This is a genomic window from Escherichia coli (assembly GCF_036503815.1).
GTDB classification, from domain to species: domain Bacteria; phylum Pseudomonadota; class Gammaproteobacteria; order Enterobacterales; family Enterobacteriaceae; genus Escherichia; species Escherichia coli_F.
Map to the genome: position 1 here is coordinate 4583404 of NZ_AP027764.1, position 18082 is coordinate 4601485.

Consider the following 18082-nt stretch of genomic DNA (forward strand, 5'->3'; position numbering starts at 1 on the left):
AGCACGATGAATCTGTTAGAGGCGCAATAGTGACAGATTTGATTATCAATTCCTATTTTGTTCTAAGGATAAAACCTTAGGTTGTGATCGTCCGCACAATCCCTTAGTAACGCCAACGGTCATAGCGCTGATATTTCGGCACTTTTGGTGCTTTAATCGCCTTAATAACCCACACCACCGCAATCGCCAATAACAGCCACGGCAGCAACTTAATCATCAATGCCAGCATACCGCCGAGGAACATAATGGCCGTCGCCACAACCAACGCAGCGATAATACCCAGCAACGAAACGCCGGTGACCATCAGCATGACAAAAAAGCCAATCACAAAAAGTAGTTCCAGCATGATGCTCTCCCAAATATGAAATCTCTTGCTGGCATTACAAGAATCATGCCAAAAATAATCTATTGATTTAACTGCAAAACGCCCCGCGACGGTGCGCAGGGCGTGGTGAATTTGACTACTTTTTGGTGAAAAGTTAACGCTTATCTGCCACCAGTTTGAGCGCGTGTTCCAGCACGTTAATGTCAGCACCCGCTTTATGGGCATTTTCACTTAAATAACGCCGCCACTGCCGCGCGCCAGGAATACCCTGGAACAGCCCCAGCATATGCCGGGTAATATGGCCCAGATAAGTCCCCTGGCTGAGTTCACGCTCAATGTACGGATACATGGCACGCACCACCGCCACCGGATCGGCATCGGTATCCGAAGAACCAAAGATCTCTCGGTCTACCGCCGCCAGAATGCCTGGATTCTGATACGCTTCGCGCCCGACCATCACGCCATCCATATGTTGCAAATGTGCTTTAGCCTCTTCCAGCGACTTGATGCCACCGTTAATCGACATCGTCAGATGCGGAAAGTCGCGCTTCAGTTGATACACACGCGGATAATCGAGCGGCGGGATTTCACGGTTTTCTTTCGGGCTTAACCCAGAAAGCCAGGCTTTACGTGCGTGGATGATGAACATCTCACACTCGCCTTTGCCGGAAACGGTGTTGATGAAATCGCAGAGAAATTCATAGCTGTCCTGGTCATCGATGCCAATACGCGTTTTCACCGTCACCGGAATCGACACCACATCGCGCATCGCTTTCACGCAGTCGGCAACCAGCTGCGCATTGCCCATCAGGCACGCACCAAACATGCCGTTCTGTACCCGGTCAGACGGGCAGCCGACATTCAGGTTGATCTCATCATATCCGCGCGTTTCTGCCAGCTTCGCACACTGCGCCAGCGCCGCCGGATCGCTACCGCCCAGTTGCAACGCTACCGGATGTTCTTCTTCACTGTACGCCAGGTAATCACCTTTACCGTGAATAATCGCCCCTGTGGTCACCATTTCTGTATACAGCAACGTATTGCGGGAAAGCAGACGCAGGAAATAACGGCAGTGCCTGTCCGTCCAGTCGAGCATTGGTGCAACGCTAAACCGACCACTCCAGTGAACGTCAGTTTTTTCAGGCATTGCGCTGGTTTGGTTGATTTTTTGCATTTCAGAATTACCGTGCATTTTCAAAAGTAGAGATTATTTTAAAGATATATCATGGAGTTATGTTATTCAGCATCACTGTTCAGGAGGCTCAATAGCGGGGTACTATACCATAACAACAGGAAGCGCCTGGCTCTTTGAAAAAGAAAAATGAGATCCCTTCAAAGCGTGACGCTCTCGCGAATTGAAGAAATAATCTTATTAGATGTTAGCGTTGTGAAAAGCAATGATAAACAATTCAGTTTCGACGATAAATAAAAAATCATACATAAAAGCGTGTTGAACTATCTCGCGGCGAATGGCAATGATAGATAAAAAAGAACCCAAGCAATGTTGGGTTCTTTTATGTAAAAAATTCCATACTACAGAGAAAATTCACATTTTATTTTTTTAACACAATACCGAATAGGTCATAAATGAACTTAATAATATCTTCGTTAATGAGATCGTTGTCATTTATATCTTTGTCATTCATATCTTTGCCAATTACAATGGGTCCCGTTGAGTCTGGGTCAAATGATTGAACGAATTTAATTAACGTCTCACCTGCAGCCTGCATTTTTGTAATGTCTGTGATGTCTTTATTGTCTTCTTCATCCTTCTTTTTCCTCTCATTCAGAATTAAATTAAAATCCAGTTCATTTTTATTTACTAATTCTTTCATATCCATCAGGCTTTTTTTCATCACTTGACGAGATAATATTTTTATCTGACTTGTTATGTGGTTTTCGCAATAATCACTAACTCTTCGTGCTGTTGCTATGATATCAGCTGATGCACTACCATATGAGAATGAAAGTAAAAGGGAAGCCAAGGGTTTTAAGCGAGCATCGTTCTTTGCTTTATATGCATTTTCCAAATTTAAAAAACCTTCGCTTACAGTTTTTAGATGTAATGACGCTACAGGTACTTTACCATAGGGTTTATCATAAAATAGCTGAATTGCGGAGGGAAGGTCATTCTGATTTATTACATCGAAAGTACACCTGTCTATTAGAGTTGCATCGCTATTTTCCATTGGATTACAAACAAAATCCATCGCATAATGAAAAATCGCCTGTTCTACAAATGCAGAAATATAGTCACGATCACCTAATTGCTCATTAGTGCACTGATCAATACACTCCTCAACCCACGTTTTGAGAGCATTTATTCGTCCAATTAAGGAAACATTCTTTTCACTTGCAGTCCATAAATTATGGGTAATCCTCTGAATAAACAAATCTATTTTTGCAATAATCGCAGCGCGATTACTCATCGTTGCATAATCAACCGATTTATTATACATATCCTTAAATTCTTTCGAGCTTACATCTTTATCTTTATTATCGTATTGATTTGAGTTGAGGCTTTTATTAAAGTAATCTCTTGAACTTCCTATTATACTTGACATAATTTATCCACCTTTTTACCGAGCTGTATCATTCTTATAATTCATTTGACAAAAAGTCACTATCAAAAACCGCTCATAATTTCTGATCTGTAGGCATACTTTCAAACGCATTTAAATAAATAGCGAGTTAACTTCAAGCAATGTATTTAAAAATGGAGTAATAATTATTGTCATGTTGATAATGGTGTCACCTGGCTATACAACACCTTACCTATGAAACAGAAAATCAACATTACAACAACAATAAGGGTTCTCGGTGTTTTTCCTGGAACATGGTAAAGTAAGGACATTCTTAACCCACACCTTGAGGTGCCCGATGGAAAAGACCACAACGCAGGAATTATTAGCGCAGGCTGAAAAACTCTGTGCGCAGCGTAATGTGCGCCTGACCCCGCAGCGCCTGGAAGTGTTACGCCTGATGAGTCTGCAGGATGGCGCTATCAGCGCTTATGATCTGCTTGATTTGTTGCGCGAAGCTGAACCGCAAGCCAAGCCGCCAACGGTTTACCGCGCGCTAGACTTTCTCCTTGAGCAAGGGTTTGTGCATAAAGTTGAGTCCACCAATAGCTATGTGCTCTGTCATCTGTTCGACCAGCCAACGCATACTTCAGCTATGTTTATTTGCGATCGCTGCGGTGCGGTGAAAGAAGAGTGTGCGGAAGGTGTGGAGGACATCATGCATACGCTGGCGGCAAAAATGGGTTTTGCCCTGCGGCATAATGTGATTGAAGCACATGGATTATGTTCAGCATGTGTAGAAATAGAAGCGTGTCGTCATCCTGAACAGTGCCACCATGACCACTCTATTCAGGTGAAAAAGAAATCTCGCTAACAGGGCGTACATCCTTGTACACGTCGGGCAGAAGGGATTAATTACCAGCGATATTCATTGCGGGTTTCCCAATCCACGACCTCTTTTTCTGCCTGATCTTTCTGATAACCATAACGTTCCTGGATTTTACCGACCAGTTGATCACGTTTACCTTCAATGACCGTCATATCATCATCGGTCAGTTTGCCCCATTGCTCTTTCACTTTACCTTTAAACTGTTTCCAGTTACCGCCGGCTTCATCTTTATTCATAATCAAGACCTCATCGTTAGGTTGTGAATGAGAGTACGCTCACTTTTCTTCTGAACGTGAGATTAAGTGTAGTCAGGAATTTTACCCAGGATTATTTATTCAGAATTTTTAACCGTCACGTTGCTGCAAACCAGGTACCGTTGCGCCAGTGACGCTGCCAGATAGCTGCCAGAGAAAGCCCGCGCAGCGCCAGAAAGACAGTTAATGCCAACCACAAACCATGATTGCCCAGCCACGGCAGCGTAAGGAGCGTCAGGGCAAAACCTGCTGCAGCTACCGCCATACTGTTACGCATTTCAGCCGCACGCGTTGCGCCTATAAACATACCGTCCAGTAGATAACACCAGACACCGACCAATGGCAAAATCACCTGCCAGATAAGATAGCGGTCGGCCAGCTGTTGAATCTGGGTTAACGACGTCAACAACGCAATGATGTGTTCCCCTGCCAGTAAATAAATCACCGAAAACAGCAGTGCAACGATCCCCGACTGGCGGCACGCTGCGCGCCAGACCTCCAATAGCTGGCTCCCGTCGCGCGCACCGTACGCCTGACCTGAATGCGCTTCAACCGCGTAGGCAAAACCATCAAGCGCATAGGCGGTAAAGGTGAGTAGCGTCATCAGAACCGCGTTTACAGCGATGATGTCACTTCCCAGTCGTGCGCCAAGTACGGTGATCGCACCAAAACAGAGTTGCAGCAACAGCGAGCGCAGCATGATATCGCGGTTAAGCGCCAGCAAACGGCGGAAATTACCTCGCCAGGCTTTTTTCAGCATTTCTCCGGAGATGCCGCGTATTTTGAGGATTTTACGCACTATTAGCAGACCAATCAGCAATGTTGCATATTCTGCAATAACCGTCGCCAGCGCAGCGCCCTGCACGTTCATATGCAGCCCCATCACCAGCCAGACATCCAGCACTATGTTGAGAATATTGCCGACTACTAACAAAATTACTGGCGCACGGGCATATTGCACGCCGAGTAGCCAGCCAAGTAACACCAGATTCGCCAGCGACGCCGGTGCGCTTAACCAGCGGATTTCAAGAAAGCGCCGCGCCTGTTCCAGCACTGCTTCGCTACCGCCAACAATATGCAGCGCCAGATCGATAATCGGCGTACGCAGCAGCGCAATTAACGCCCCAGCCCCCAGAGCCAACAGCAACGGCTGTACCAGCGCACGGGCTAATGCCTGGGGATTTTTAGCGCCATAAGCCTGTGCAGTAAGCCCGGTGGTGCTCATGCGCAAAAACAGCAACAGCATAAAGAGAAAGCTGGTCGCCGTTGCACCAACCGCCACACCGCCCAGATAAACCGGACTATCAAGATGACCAATAACCGCCGTATCGACCAGCCCAAGCAACGGGACGGTGATATTGGAGAAAATCATGGGTAAGGCGAGATGCCAGAGTGCTTTATCAGATGAAGTGAGGAATGCCATGCAGACAAGCCTGATGAAGAGAGATGAAAAACAAACCGCGACGCCAGGCGGCATCGCGGTCTCAGAGATATGTCACAGCCAGTCGCCGTTGCGAATAACCCCAACCGCCAGCCCTTCAATCGTGAAGCTTTGCTGACGAAGGTCAACGACAATCGGTTTAAACTCACTGTTTTCTGGCAACAGTTCGACTTTATTGCCCTGTTTTTTCAGACGCTTAACGGTAACTTCGTCATCAATACGAGCGACGACGACCTGACCATTACGTACGTCCTGAGTTTTATGCACAGCCAGCAAGTCGCCATCCATAATGCCGATATCTTTCATCGACATCCCGCTGACGCGCAGCAGGAAATCCGCATTCGGTTTGAACAAGGAAGGATCAACCTGATAATGACCTTCAATGTGCTGCTGCGCCAGAAGCGGTTCACCGGCAGCCACACGACCTACCAGTGGCAACCCATCTTCCTCTTCCTGTAACAGACGAATCCCGCGTGATGCGCCGGAAACAATTTCAATAACGCCTTTGCGTGCCAGCGCTTTCAGATGTTCTTCAGCCGCGTTTGGGGAACGGAACCCCAAACGCTGCGCGATTTCCGCACGCGTCGGCGGCATACCTGTCTGGCTGATGTGATCACGGATGAGATCAAACACCTCTTGCTGCCTGGCCGTTAACGCTTTCATTCCGCCCCCTGGGTGTATATACAGTTATGCTGTGAGTATATACAGCAAAAGGCGATTTTGGAACCATAAACTGCACAATAAACCAGAGATTTATCGAATTCTGGAAGGGTTATCCAAAATGCGACCATAACAGGATGCACCAGGTAATCACGGCGACGATAATCGCGATCAGTACCGCAGCGGACCCCATATCTTTAGCGCGTCCGGAAAGCTCATGGTATTCAGAGCCAATTCGGTCAACCACGGCTTCAATGGCACTATTGAGAATTTCCACAATCATCACCAGCATGACGGAGCTGATAAGCAGCACGCGAGTAATCGCGTCCACATCCAGCCAGCAGGCGATGACCACCGCCAACAATACCGCTACGCCTTCCTGACGGAATGCCGCTTCGTTGATCCATGCCGCGCGTAACCCCTTCCAGGAATAGCCAGCAGCTTTGATAATTCGAGTGAGTCCAGTGGTATTATTGGCCATTGAAAGAACCTTTTTACATTATGAGCGTCAATATCAGTGTACCGTTAAATCCGATGATTCGGGTTTGCGTAACGCCGCGCGAAACATGAGCGGATACCACAGAATTTCCCATGAGTTTCTGCTATCCTTGCCGCGCATTTGCATTATTAACCAGAGGCTTTACATCGTTTATGTCCGGCTGGCCACGAATTTACTACAAATTACTGAATTTACCATTAAGCATCCTGGTAAAAAGCAAGTCTATTCCGGCAGATCCTGCCCCGGAACTGGGACTGGATACCTCTCGTCCAATTATGTACGTTTTACCGTACAACTCGAAAGCAGATTTGCTGACGTTGCGCGCCCAGTGTCTGGCACATGACCTGCCTGACCCCTTAGAGCCGCTGGAGATTGACGGCACGCTACTGCCGCGCTATGTGTTCATTCACGGCGGGCCGCGTGTTTTCACCTATTACACACCGAAAGAAGAGTCCATTAAGCTGTTCCACGACTATCTTGATTTGCATCGTAGCAATCCAAATCTGGATGTGCAGATGGTGCCAGTATCGGTGATGTTCGGTCGCGCGCCTGGGCGGGAAAAAGGTGAAGTGAACCCACCGCTGCGTATGCTTAACGGCGTACAGAAATTTTTCGCCGTACTGTGGCTCGGTCGCGACAGTTTTGTGCGTTTCTCGCCGTCAGTTTCTCTGCGCCGCATGGCCGATGAACACGGCACGGATAAAACTATCGCCCAGAAACTAGCGCGCGTGGCACGTATGCACTTTGCTCGTCAGCGTCTGGCTGCCGTTGGTCCACGTCTTCCTGCCCGTCAGGATCTGTTTAATAAGCTGCTCGCCTCCCGCGCCATTGCCAAAGCGGTAGAAGATGAAGCGCGCAGCAAAAAAATCTCCCATGAAAAAGCGCAGCAGAACGCCATTGCACTGATGGAAGAGATTGCGGCGAATTTCTCTTACGAGATGATTCGCCTGACTGACCGTATTCTGGGCTTCACCTGGAACCGACTTTATCAGGGCATTAACGTCCATAACGCTGAGCGCGTTCGCCAGCTGGCTCATGACGGTCATGAGCTGGTATATGTGCCTTGCCACCGCAGTCACATGGACTACCTGCTGCTTTCTTACGTGCTCTATCACCAGGGGCTGGTGCCACCGCATATCGCCGCCGGGATCAACCTGAACTTCTGGCCTGCCGGGCCGATTTTCCGCCGTCTGGGTGCGTTCTTCATTCGCCGTACGTTTAAAGGCAATAAACTCTACTCCACCGTTTTCCGTGAGTATCTCGGCGAACTGTTCAGCCGTGGTTATTCCGTCGAGTACTTTGTGGAAGGCGGTCGTTCCCGTACGGGGCGTTTGCTGGATCCGAAAACCGGTACGCTGTCGATGACCATTCAGGCGATGCTGCGTGGCGGCACGCGTCCGATTACGCTGATTCCGATCTACATCGGTTATGAGCACGTCATGGAAGTGGGTACTTACGCCAAAGAACTGCGCGGTGCAACGAAAGAGAAAGAGAGCCTGCCGCAGATGCTGCGCGGTTTAAGCAAGCTGCGTAATCTCGGTCAGGGTTACGTCAACTTCGGTGAACCAATGCCGTTGATGACCTACCTTAACCAGCACGTACCAGACTGGCGTGAATCTATCGATCCCATCGAAGCGGTGCGTCCGGCCTGGCTAACGCCGACGGTCAATAATATTGCTGCCGATCTGATGGTACGCATTAACAACGCAGGTGCGGCTAACGCCATGAACCTGTGCTGCACTGCACTTCTGGCGTCACGTCAGCGCTCACTCACTCGCGAGCAGTTAACCGAGCAACTCAACTGCTACCTGGATCTGATGCGCAATGTACCTTACTCCACGGACTCTACCGTTCCTTCAGCCAGCGCCAGCGAGCTTATCGATCACGCGCTGCAAATGAACAAGTTTGAAGTCGAGAAAGACACTATCGGCGACATCATCATTCTGCCGCGCGAACAAGCAGTGTTGATGACCTACTATCGCAATAACATTGCGCATATGTTGGTGCTGCCTTCGTTGATGGCGGCAATTGTCACCCAGCATCGCCACATCTCCCGTGACGTATTGATGGAGCACGTCAATGTGCTTTACCCCATGCTGAAAGCGGAGCTGTTCCTGCGTTGGGATCGCGACGAGTTGCCGGGCGTTATTGATGCGCTGGCAAATGAGATGCAGCGCCAGGGACTGATTACCCTGCAAGATGATGAGTTGCATATCAACCCGGCGCATTCTCGCACGCTACAGCTGCTGGCCGCAGGCGCGCGCGAAACGCTGCAACGTTATGCCATCACCTTCTGGCTGTTGAGCGCCAACCCGTCGATCAACCGCGGTACGCTGGAAAAAGAGAGCCGCACCGTCGCGCAACGTCTCTCCGTGCTGCACGGTATCAACGCGCCGGAGTTCTTCGACAAGGCGGTGTTCAGTTCTCTGGTGCTGACACTGCGTGATGAAGGATATATCAGCGATAGCGGCGACGCCGAACCTGCAGAAACGATGAAGGTGTATCAGTTGTTGGCGGAGTTGATTACATCAGACGTGCGTTTGACGATTGAGAGTGCGACGCAGGGCGAAGGGTAATCAGTGAGAATTGCCGGATGCGGCGCAAACGCCTTATTCGGCCTACCATGATCTGCAAATTCAATAAATTGCGATATGTTGTGTAGGCCTGAGAAGCGCAGCGCATCAGGCAGCCCAGAAGAAAGCCGGATGATCATCCGGCTTTTTTACATCATCAGAAATGCCAGTAACTCATTGCCAGCCCTAAAAACAGTACCAGACCAACATAGTTATTATTCATAAATGCCTTAAAGCAGGCTTCTCGCTCACGGTTGGCAATCAGTTTTTGTTGATAAACAAACAGCGCGCCAGCCACCAGAATTGACCAGTAATATCCCCAGCCTAAGCCATTTAACTCACCGATGATCGCCATCAGCGCCAGTACGCCAATCTGCAAAATACCAATAATCAATTTATCGTATTGGCCGAACAGGATTGCGGTGGATTTAATGCCAATCTTCACATCATCATCGCGGTCAACCATCGCATACTGCGTGTCGTAAGCCACCGCCCAGAGAATATTGGCGAGGAACATTAACCAGCAACTCAACGGCACCGACTCACTCACAGCGGCAAAAGCCATTGGAATCGACCAGCCAAACGCCGCCCCCAGCACCACTTGCGGTAGATGGGTATACCGCTTCATAAACGGGTACACCCACGCCAGCGCCAGCGCGGCAATCGACAACAGAATGGTCATCGTATTCAGCGTCAGCACCAGTAAAAACGAAATCAGTACCAGCACGACAAACAGCGCACGCGCCTCTTTCTCCGTTACCGCGCCGCTGGGAAGTGGTCGGTTCGCCGTACGCTTAACATGACCATCAAACTTGCGGTCAGCATAATCATTCACCACACAACCAGCAGCGCGCATCAGCCAGACACCCGCGACAAACACCGCCAGGATCCAGAGCTGGGGAACGCCCGGTGTCGCCACCCACAACGCCCATAATGTTGGCCAGAGCAGCAGTAACGCGCCAATTGGCTTATCCGTACGCATTAAGCGATGAAACGCCAGCAGCTTATTCTGCGTCAGACTCCACTCCATATTTTTTTCCTCTTAGTACAACGGTGACGCCGGTAAAAACAGTTCGGTTAGCAACAGCGGTTTACCGCTTAATCGCAGGCGGGAACGTCGCCCCCACAGTCCGGCATCACGGCCTATCTCAATAAAGTCCCGGGTTAATGTCGATGATGTGAACAGATAGCGTCCTAACGGCGTTTTACCCAATTTTTGTAACGCCAGCTCCGGCCCGCTTAACGTTGACTCAGGAACGACGGTACGACCGGCAAGCCACGGTTCACCATCGGCACATAACAAAATTTCACGTAACCAGTAACGGGACTCTTTCGGCAACAATGGCAGTTCTTCGTGGATTTCATTCTGCCCGACAAACCCTTCGCGGATCATCGTCACGCTCACTGTTTTTCCCTGCTGCTCAAAACGTTTCGTCATGGAATCTTCCAGCAACAACCAGTCGAGCAGTTGCGGATCCAGGGAAGGGATCTCTGTAAAATAGCGCAGCGCACGCAGTTGCGTTAACGCGGGGTGTGACATGCCGAACTCTCCGTTACATAACGTAAAGGCATTGTATCGCAGAAAAGTGTTTACGGGAGATGTATAGCAAATTAAGTGATCTAATGCGCAACAAAAACGCAACAATCGCATGAAGTGATAAAACGCTGTTGAACCTTACGCTTGCCGATGCCCGTGCTGGCAAGAGCAACCATAGGGGCATCACCGCCCGGGATGCCCGGAATGGTGATGTTTTCCTTTACTTACACACCTTTATTCTTTTTATGGATAGCTCGCCAACTTGCAGTAAAAATTGGGAAAAGCGCATGTTCATCATGAGATGTGGAGCCGAAAAGTGTTTCCGGAGTAATATTAACAGGCAGCATTTCATGTCTGGATTTAAAGATATAGGGGGAATTCCAATGGGTATCTTTTGTAGGATTCAACATATCATGTAAGCGCTGGGAGCTTACCACCATAACTGGCCCATCATCGACAGAGGAGAACAGGATAAAGATATTGTCGTTTTGTGTTAATTGCTTGGCGTTAAATGTTCTTAAATAATCGTCAACTTCTTTAAATACAGGTGATATATTATCACTGCGTATCCACTCTTTATAAAGATACCAGGCATTTTCTCTGATAATCTCATCCGATGATCGTAGAGCCTGATCGATAAGTTGGATAAAAAAATTATTATTTTGATCAATCAACCATTTATTCACACGAAATCTATTAATGAAAGTATTCATCTGTGTGACATCAAATTTCACCTTACTAAAACGATGTTGACGCATAAAGATATCGAACTTATCATCTTCATCATGATATAAATAGCTACGTATAATTGGATTGCTCACATAAGGATAATGACTAAATGTGTTTTTCATATTCTCAATAAAGTTTTTATTAACAATATTAAGAATTTTTAATTGTATCACCAGTTTGACTGCCAGAACGGATTTTAATTTCACTGCATTATCAGGCAACGTATTAATCATTTGGATAATGCCATTGATATAACCATCAAGATCTTCATTACCAAATATATCTGAGTAATCAATCGTTAATGCCAATTTCTCTGTAATGCAGTCTTTAAAATTCCCTGTCGACATTCGCACATGATCAAACATAACAGCTGTCAGATTCGATTTAATAAATGATATTTCTTTGGTAGAAAGAAATTCTGCTCTGGTGAAGTGCGAAGCATAAAGATAACAATTATCGAAGTTTGAATTTTTAATCTGACATTCGCGAAAATTACTATGACCAAGTTGACTCTGCGAGAAGTCAACTGTATCAAGAATATTTTGGCTAAAATCAACACATTCGCCACTCGTTTTGAGAAAAATCACATTGTGTAAACGTCGACATTTAAATATGACATTATTAACTGTTGCCTTAGTAAAATTGCAATTCTCAATTTCTTTACATTCGAAAGTTGCATGTTGTAGATTTGACGATAAAAAAGATACCTCCGAAATAACGTCACCTTTAAAATGGCAACTTGTTAAATCCAAATCAGACAGGTCGATATACCCCTGCGCATCTTTATCCATCAGAAAATCACAAGCACATTCTATTTTTTCATTTCTATAAAATTTTACGCTTATAATATCATTACTGATTGAGACTTCACGAAACATATTTATTGAATGATTTTTTTCGTTCCGTTGTTTTATATTTAAAAATATATTGCTGATATAAATAAAATTTTCTCGATTTAACCCTGGTACCCCATTGAAATTACGTAGTAAATCAAGATCTAATTTATTATTTCCTTGCACCACATCATGTTTCATCAAAGAGTTATTGCCGCCAGAATTTGTGATATGACCTATCATAAAACCTCTGTATTACAGAAATAAAATAACCTGGAAAAGTAGCCTGAGCGTCCAGACACTACCGGGGATAGGAAAAGAATCTCTGATATGGCATTGAGATAATGCACATTCTTAGTGAAGAAGAAGCGAAGTACTATAAAAAATCGCTCATATCCCAGGAAATAAGCATAAAAAAAGGTGCGCCAGGAGACGCACCAGTTGTTGCAAAATCAGCACTGTGGGGCGTAATTACCCCTTGCCTTTTACACTGCTGATAAAGGTGGAACGGGCAGATGTCGACCCCAGGCGTTCAGCTTCATCAAGCAGTTTTAACGCCTTATCAACATCACCTTTCGCGACAGCGTTTTTGATCGCGGTATTAAAATAACTTTCCGTGTCGTTGAGCATCGGCTCGCTTTTCTTCACTGGTGCCGGAGCGGGTGCAGCCACAGCTGGTGCCGCCGTGTTGCCTACCGTAACCGGAGCTGGAGCGGAAGAACCAAATAGCGGCCCCACCAACACGCTGGAACTGGAGTTCGTTTTGACTTTCAGTTTCAGTAAGCCATCGGTGGTATGACGAGCAACCGGGTCAGGAATATCCGGGATCGAGTTACCGACGCCTTTGGCATAGGCTTTAGCCGGGTCGAGCAGTTGGGTCGTCTGCTGGAGATCTTTTTCTGTGGTAAAGACCAGAACATAAAGTTTTTGCTGCCCCAACGCCGGTGTCAGGCGCATAACACCTTCCAGCCGATCTGCACTCATCACGCCTGGTTCCTGGTAGGTGAAATAACTGCTGGGGAAGAAGGCTGATGGGGTCATGTTCTGATCAAGAATCAGCACGTTCGGCGCAAATACGCTGGTTTGTTTGTTCACTTCGCTGGTCAGCGTTAGTGTCAGTTCGCCAATGTTTGCCGGGACGCTGTACGCAGCAACCGGACCACTGATGCCGGGGACGTTCAGTTGTTGGCCGCCGGTCGCCAGTTGGGTGGTCTGGGTTTTCGATTGATCGACCGGTGTCCAGGTGAGTTGTTGCAGCGCGGCAGATGGAATGGCTGGCGCGTCGCTGGTGTTTTGCGGTACGTAGTTAACATCGGCAAGGCTGATTCCAGGCGCGCTTGCCAGCAACCCTGCTGATAAACAGAGGGCGATGAGACTTTTATTCATTTTCATTGTTTTCACCTCAAAATCTGGAGTTCAGCGGTAGCCAGGCAATAGCGCGCCAAACCCGATAATCAGAGGGGCTTTCGCCCCTTTCAGATAATGACAACCTGTTTTTATGCCGGATGCGGCGCGAACGCCTTATCCGGCCTACATTTGACAGCCGTTGTAGGCCTGATAAGACGCGCAAGCGTCGCATCAGGCGCTGATTGCCGGATGCGGCGCGAACGCCTTATCCGGCCCAGGTTTTGCTATTACCACCAGATTTCCATCTGAGCACCGAAGGTCCACTCGTCGCTGTCGCCACGTCCGAAGCTGCCGCCGTTGAAATCAGCTGGAACAGCTTTGCCGTAGTATGGGTTGGTTGAAGAGCTACCGTTGTAGTCATAACCCCATTTCTCATCCCACTTGGCGTAGGTTGCGAAGACACGAATAGCCGGGCGTGACCAGATGCTGTCGCCAGCCTGCCATTGTTGCGCGAGGGTAATTTTGTACTGATTGTTCTTGTCACCAGTGCGCTGGGATTCGACGTTGTCGTAGCCGATTTCCATCACGGTGCTCATGATTGGCGTCCACTTGTACATCGGGCGAATACCAACGGTCCACCATTTGGTGCCGTTGTCGTTATCCCAGTTGATATCCTGGTACATACCCACGTACATCATGTCCCAGTTGTCGCCCATGGAGATCGCACCATGGTCGAGGATACGAAGCATGTGACCGTTGTTATTGATATTGTAGGCAAATTTTTCGTTATCAAACGCAACGCCAGAACCCTGCGACAGACCTTTACCCTGTGAGGTCATCGAGTCAGTAGCGTACTGAACAACAAACTTGTTAAAGCCCTTCAGGACACTCTGAGTATGTTCTGCAGTGAATAACCAGCCATCTTTCGATGCACCATCAACCAGACGATAGTTATCACGCAGGTTGGCACGACCGTAGTCGACGCCCAGCTCTAACGTGCCGCCCGGGTTGATTTCCATCTGCGCTAAACGTACGTCGAAAACGTCGTTCGCGGTTTCGTTGGTATAGTCATAAATATTATTGCTGGCGAAAGAGGAAGAACCACCAGCTTCAGAGGAGCGGGTTGCTGCCAGAGAGAGTTTACCAAAGCCAACATCGATGTTTTCCAGACCGGCACCAGGACCAGAAATATCCCAGTAGTAGAAGTCGATCATATGAACGTCATGACGTTGGTAGAAACGCTTACCTGCCCAGATGGTGGAGCCTGGCAGCCATTCAATCAGGTTTTTACCCTGCACGTTTGCTTCACGGAAGGCTGGATCGGTAGCTTCCCAGTCATTTTGTTGTGCGACGGAATAGGCCACGTTAGTGTCGAAATAAAAGCTCTTATCGCCCTCTTTCCACACTTCCTGACCCAATTTTAATTCAGCATAAGTTTCACATTCGTTGCCAAGACGGTATTTACTTTGAGCACCGGTAGTCTGGAAACACTGTTGTTCGCCGCCGCTACCTGTCCAGCCAATACCGGAACGTGCATAGCCGTGGAAATCAACAGCCATTGCCTGAGCAGACATTACGCCCGCTGCGACGGCAACCGCCAGAGGAAGTTTGCGCAGAGTAATCATCATTCTATCTCCTGAGTCATTGCTTTTCTTTTTTCACATCACCTGTGACAGGCTTTGTGTGTTTTGTGGGGTGCTTAAACGCCCGGCTCCTTATGCAGTCGACGACATGCAGTGCCATCCTCACGGAACAGATGGCAACGCTCTGGCGGCAGACCGATAGCGAATGTGGCACCTTCTTCTACCAACACCACGTCGTTCTGGCGGTACACCAGGTTTTGACGAATGGAAGGGATCTGGATATGGATTTGAGTTTCGTTGCCGAGCTGCTCGACGACCTGAACTTCACCCTCAAGGATGACGTCAGCGATATCACTCGGCAGTAGATGTTCCGGGCGAATACCCAGCGACATATTGGCTCCAACCTGGACATCACGGCTTTCAACCGGCAGCCAGACTTGCTGACGATTCGGCATCGGCAGTTCCACCTGCACTTGATCGATTGCGGTGGCGGTCACTTTTACCGGCAGGAAGTTCATCTTTGGCGAACCGATGAATCCGGCGACAAAGCGGTCTGCCGGATAGTGGTACAGCTCCAGCGGTTTCCCAACCTGCGCCACGCGACCGGCGTCCAGCACCACGATTTTGTCGGCCAGCGTCATCGCTTCGACCTGATCGTGGGTGACGTAAATCATCGTGCGGCCCAGGCGTTTATGCAGGCGGGAGATTTCGATACGCATTTGCACACGCAGTGCGGCATCAAGGTTGGAGAGCGGTTCATCGAGCAAAAATACGCTTGGCTCGGCCACCAGCGTACGGCCAATCGCCACACGCTGACGCTGACCACCAGAGAGCGCTTTCGGTTTGCGATCCAGCAAATGCGCCAGTTGCAGCACTTCCGCCACCTGGTTGACGCGTTGGTTAATCACCTCTTTTTTTGCGCCTGCCAGTTTCAGGCCAAATGACATGTTTTCTGCTACTGACAGGTGGGGATAGAGCGCGTAAGACTGGAACACCATACCAACGCCGCGTTCTGCTGGCGGTGTGTCATTCATCCGTTTCTCACCGATGAACAGGTCGCCGCTGGTGATCGTCTCAAGCCCGGCAATCATGCGCAGTAAAGTCGATTTTCCGCAGCCAGACGGCCCGACAAACACCACGAATTCACCTTCATGGATGTCGAGATTGATATCTTTCGATACCACGACCTCGCCCCAGGCTTTCGTTACATTTTGCAGCTGTACGCTCGCCATGCCCTTCTCCCTTTGTTACAACCTGTCATCGACAGCAACATTCATGATGGGCTGACTATGCGTCATCAGAAGATGGCTTAAATCCTCCACCCCCTGGCTTTTTTATGGGGGAGGAGGCGGGAGGATGAGAACGCGGCTTCTGTGAACTAAACCGAGACCATGTAAGGAATTTCGTGAAGTTGCTTGCAAAAATCGTGGCGATTTTATGTGCGCATCTCCACATTACCGCCAATTCTGTAACAGAGATCACACAAAGCAACGGAGGGGCGTAGGGGCAAGGAGGATGGAAAGAGGTTGCCGTATAAAGAAACTAGAGTCCGTTTAGGTGTTTTCACGAGCACTTCACCAACAAGGACCATAGATTATGAAAATAAAAACAGGTGCACGCATCCTCGCATTATCCGCATTAACGACGATGATGTTTTCCGCCTCGGCTCTCGCCAAAATCGAAGAAGGTAAACTGGTAATCTGGATTAACGGCGACAAAGGCTACAACGGCCTCGCTGAAGTCGGTAAGAAATTCGAGAAAGATACAGGAATTAAAGTCACCGTTGAGCATCCGGATAAACTGGAAGAGAAATTCCCTCAGGTTGCGGCAACTGGCGATGGCCCTGACATTATCTTCTGGGCGCACGACCGCTTTGGTGGCTATGCTCAATCTGGCCTGTTGGCTGAAATCACCCCAGACAAAGCGTTCCAGGACAAGCTGTATCCGTTTACCTGGGATGCCGTACGTTACAACGGCAAGCTGATTGCTTACCCAATTTCTGTCGAAGCGTTATCGCTGATTTATAACAAAGATCTGCTGCCGAACCCGCCAAAAACATGGGAAGAGATCCCAGCGCTGGATAAAGAACTGAAAGCGAAAGGTAAGAGCGCGCTAATGTTCAACCTGCAAGAACCGTACTTCACCTGGCCGCTGATTGCTGCTGACGGGGGTTATGCGTTCAAGTACGAAAACGGCAAGTACGACATTAAAGACGTGGGCGTGGATAACGCTGGCGCGAAAGCGGGTCTGACCTTCCTGGTTGACCTGATTAAAAACAAACACATGAATGCGGACACCGATTACTCCATCGCAGAAGCCGCCTTTAATAAAGGCGAAACAGCGATGACCATCAACGGCCCGTGGGCATGGTCCAACATCGACACCAGCAAAGTGAATTATGGTGTAACGGTACTGCCGACCTTTAAGGGCCAGCCATCCAAACCGTTCGTGGGCGTACTGAGCGCGGGTATTAACGCCGCCAGTCCGAACAAAGAGCTGGCGAAAGAGTTCCTCGAAAACTATCTGCTGACTGACGAAGGCCTGGAAGCGGTTAATAAAGATAAACCGCTGGGTGCAGTAGCGCTGAAGTCCTATCAGGATGAACTTGCGAAAGATCCTCGTATTGCCGCCACCATGGATAACGCTCAGAAAGGTGAAATTATGCCGAACATCCCGCAGATGTCCGCTTTCTGGTATGCCGTGCGTACTGCCGTGATCAACGCCGCCAGCGGTCGTCAGACTGTGGATGCAGCGCTGAAAGATGCACAGACTCGTATCACCAAGTAATGCAGTGAAATGCCGGATGCGGCGTAAACGCCTTATCCGGCCTACAAAACCGAAACGTATGTAGGCCTGATAAGACGCGTCAGCGTCGCATCAGGCAGTTGTT

Annotated in this window: 16 protein-coding genes; 3 read left to right on the plus strand and 13 right to left on the minus strand. The window is 48.5% G+C overall.

Annotated elements, in window-relative coordinates:
• Positions 1-103 precede the first annotated feature (103 nt).
• The 3 genes from pspG to AABJ99_RS21965 form a co-directional block, all read right to left on the minus strand.
• Positions 104-346 carry an envelope stress response protein PspG gene (gene pspG / locus AABJ99_RS21955; protein WP_000891404.1) on the minus strand — a complete coding sequence of 81 codons (243 nt, stop codon included), beginning with the start codon at positions 344-346 and terminating at the stop codon, positions 104-106.
• A gap of 133 nt (positions 347-479) precedes the next feature.
• Positions 480-1517, minus strand: coding sequence for a tRNA dihydrouridine(20/20a) synthase DusA (dusA, locus tag AABJ99_RS21960; RefSeq protein ID WP_001355080.1), 1038 nt, complete (start codon positions 1515-1517; stop codon positions 480-482).
• Between the two features lie 361 nt (positions 1518-1878).
• Complete coding sequence (locus AABJ99_RS21965) at positions 1879-2889, minus strand: DUF2713 family protein (RefSeq protein WP_338387451.1); 1011 nt, start codon at positions 2887-2889, stop codon at positions 1879-1881.
• A 316-nt stretch (positions 2890-3205) separates the two neighbouring features.
• On the opposite strand from AABJ99_RS21965, the gene zur reads away from it, so the two are divergent.
• Complete coding sequence (gene zur, locus AABJ99_RS21970; RefSeq protein WP_001353540.1) at positions 3206-3721, plus strand: zinc uptake transcriptional repressor Zur; 516 nt, start codon at positions 3206-3208, stop codon at positions 3719-3721.
• A gap of 41 nt (positions 3722-3762) precedes the next feature.
• On the opposite strand, the gene yjbJ is transcribed toward zur, so the two are convergent.
• From yjbJ to dgkA, 4 genes are all read right to left on the minus strand, one after another.
• A complete protein-coding gene (yjbJ, locus tag AABJ99_RS21975) occupies positions 3763-3972 on the minus strand; it encodes a CsbD family protein (protein ID WP_001030595.1) in 210 nt (69 codons plus the stop codon).
• 115 nt (positions 3973-4087) lie between these two features.
• A complete protein-coding gene (gene dinF / locus AABJ99_RS21980) occupies positions 4088-5413 on the minus strand; it encodes an MATE family efflux transporter DinF (RefSeq protein WP_039020364.1) in 1326 nt (441 codons plus the stop codon).
• Between the two features lie 72 nt (positions 5414-5485).
• Positions 5486-6094: a transcriptional repressor LexA gene (gene lexA, locus AABJ99_RS21985; protein WP_039020363.1), complete on the minus strand. Its 609-nt coding sequence runs from the start codon at positions 6092-6094 to the stop codon at positions 5486-5488.
• Between the two features lie 109 nt (positions 6095-6203).
• Positions 6204-6572: a diacylglycerol kinase gene (gene dgkA, locus AABJ99_RS21990; RefSeq protein WP_000002913.1), complete on the minus strand. Its 369-nt coding sequence runs from the start codon at positions 6570-6572 to the stop codon at positions 6204-6206.
• Positions 6573-6742: 170 nt separating this feature from the next.
• Between dgkA and plsB the strand changes: the two genes are divergently transcribed.
• The gene (gene plsB / locus AABJ99_RS21995) at positions 6743-9166 is read left to right on the plus strand and encodes a glycerol-3-phosphate 1-O-acyltransferase PlsB (protein WP_001328332.1); all 2424 of its coding nucleotides are present in this window, start codon (positions 6743-6745) and stop codon (positions 9164-9166) included.
• Positions 9167-9320: 154 nt separating this feature from the next.
• On the opposite strand, the gene ubiA is transcribed toward plsB, so the two are convergent.
• The 6 genes from ubiA to malK all read right to left on the minus strand — a co-directional run bounded on the left by ubiA (position 9321) and on the right by malK (position 16424).
• Positions 9321-10193 (minus strand): 4-hydroxybenzoate octaprenyltransferase, encoded by an 873-nt coding sequence (gene ubiA, locus AABJ99_RS22000; protein ID WP_000455227.1) that lies wholly within the window; start codon positions 10191-10193, stop codon positions 9321-9323.
• 12 nt (positions 10194-10205) lie between these two features.
• The gene (gene ubiC, locus AABJ99_RS22005; protein ID WP_001353542.1) at positions 10206-10703 is read right to left on the minus strand and encodes a chorismate lyase; all 498 of its coding nucleotides are present in this window, start codon (positions 10701-10703) and stop codon (positions 10206-10208) included.
• A gap of 221 nt (positions 10704-10924) precedes the next feature.
• The gene (locus tag AABJ99_RS22010) at positions 10925-12505 is read right to left on the minus strand and encodes a SopA family protein (protein ID WP_039020362.1); all 1581 of its coding nucleotides are present in this window, start codon (positions 12503-12505) and stop codon (positions 10925-10927) included.
• A 228-nt stretch (positions 12506-12733) separates the two neighbouring features.
• A complete protein-coding gene (gene malM, locus AABJ99_RS22015; protein WP_000783444.1) occupies positions 12734-13654 on the minus strand; it encodes a maltose operon protein MalM in 921 nt (306 codons plus the stop codon).
• Positions 13655-13896: 242 nt separating this feature from the next.
• Positions 13897-15237: a maltoporin LamB gene (lamB, locus tag AABJ99_RS22020; RefSeq protein ID WP_000973662.1), complete on the minus strand. Its 1341-nt coding sequence runs from the start codon at positions 15235-15237 to the stop codon at positions 13897-13899.
• Between the two features lie 71 nt (positions 15238-15308).
• Complete coding sequence (gene malK, locus AABJ99_RS22025; protein WP_000179165.1) at positions 15309-16424, minus strand: maltose/maltodextrin ABC transporter ATP-binding protein MalK; 1116 nt, start codon at positions 16422-16424, stop codon at positions 15309-15311.
• 364 nt (positions 16425-16788) lie between these two features.
• Here malK and malE point away from each other — a divergent pair, with 364 nt between their 5' ends.
• On the plus strand, positions 16789-17979 hold the full coding sequence (gene malE / locus AABJ99_RS22030; protein ID WP_000695398.1) for a maltose/maltodextrin ABC transporter substrate-binding protein MalE: 1191 nt from the start codon (positions 16789-16791) through the stop codon (positions 17977-17979).
• The last annotated feature ends 103 nt before the right edge of the window (positions 17980-18082 follow it).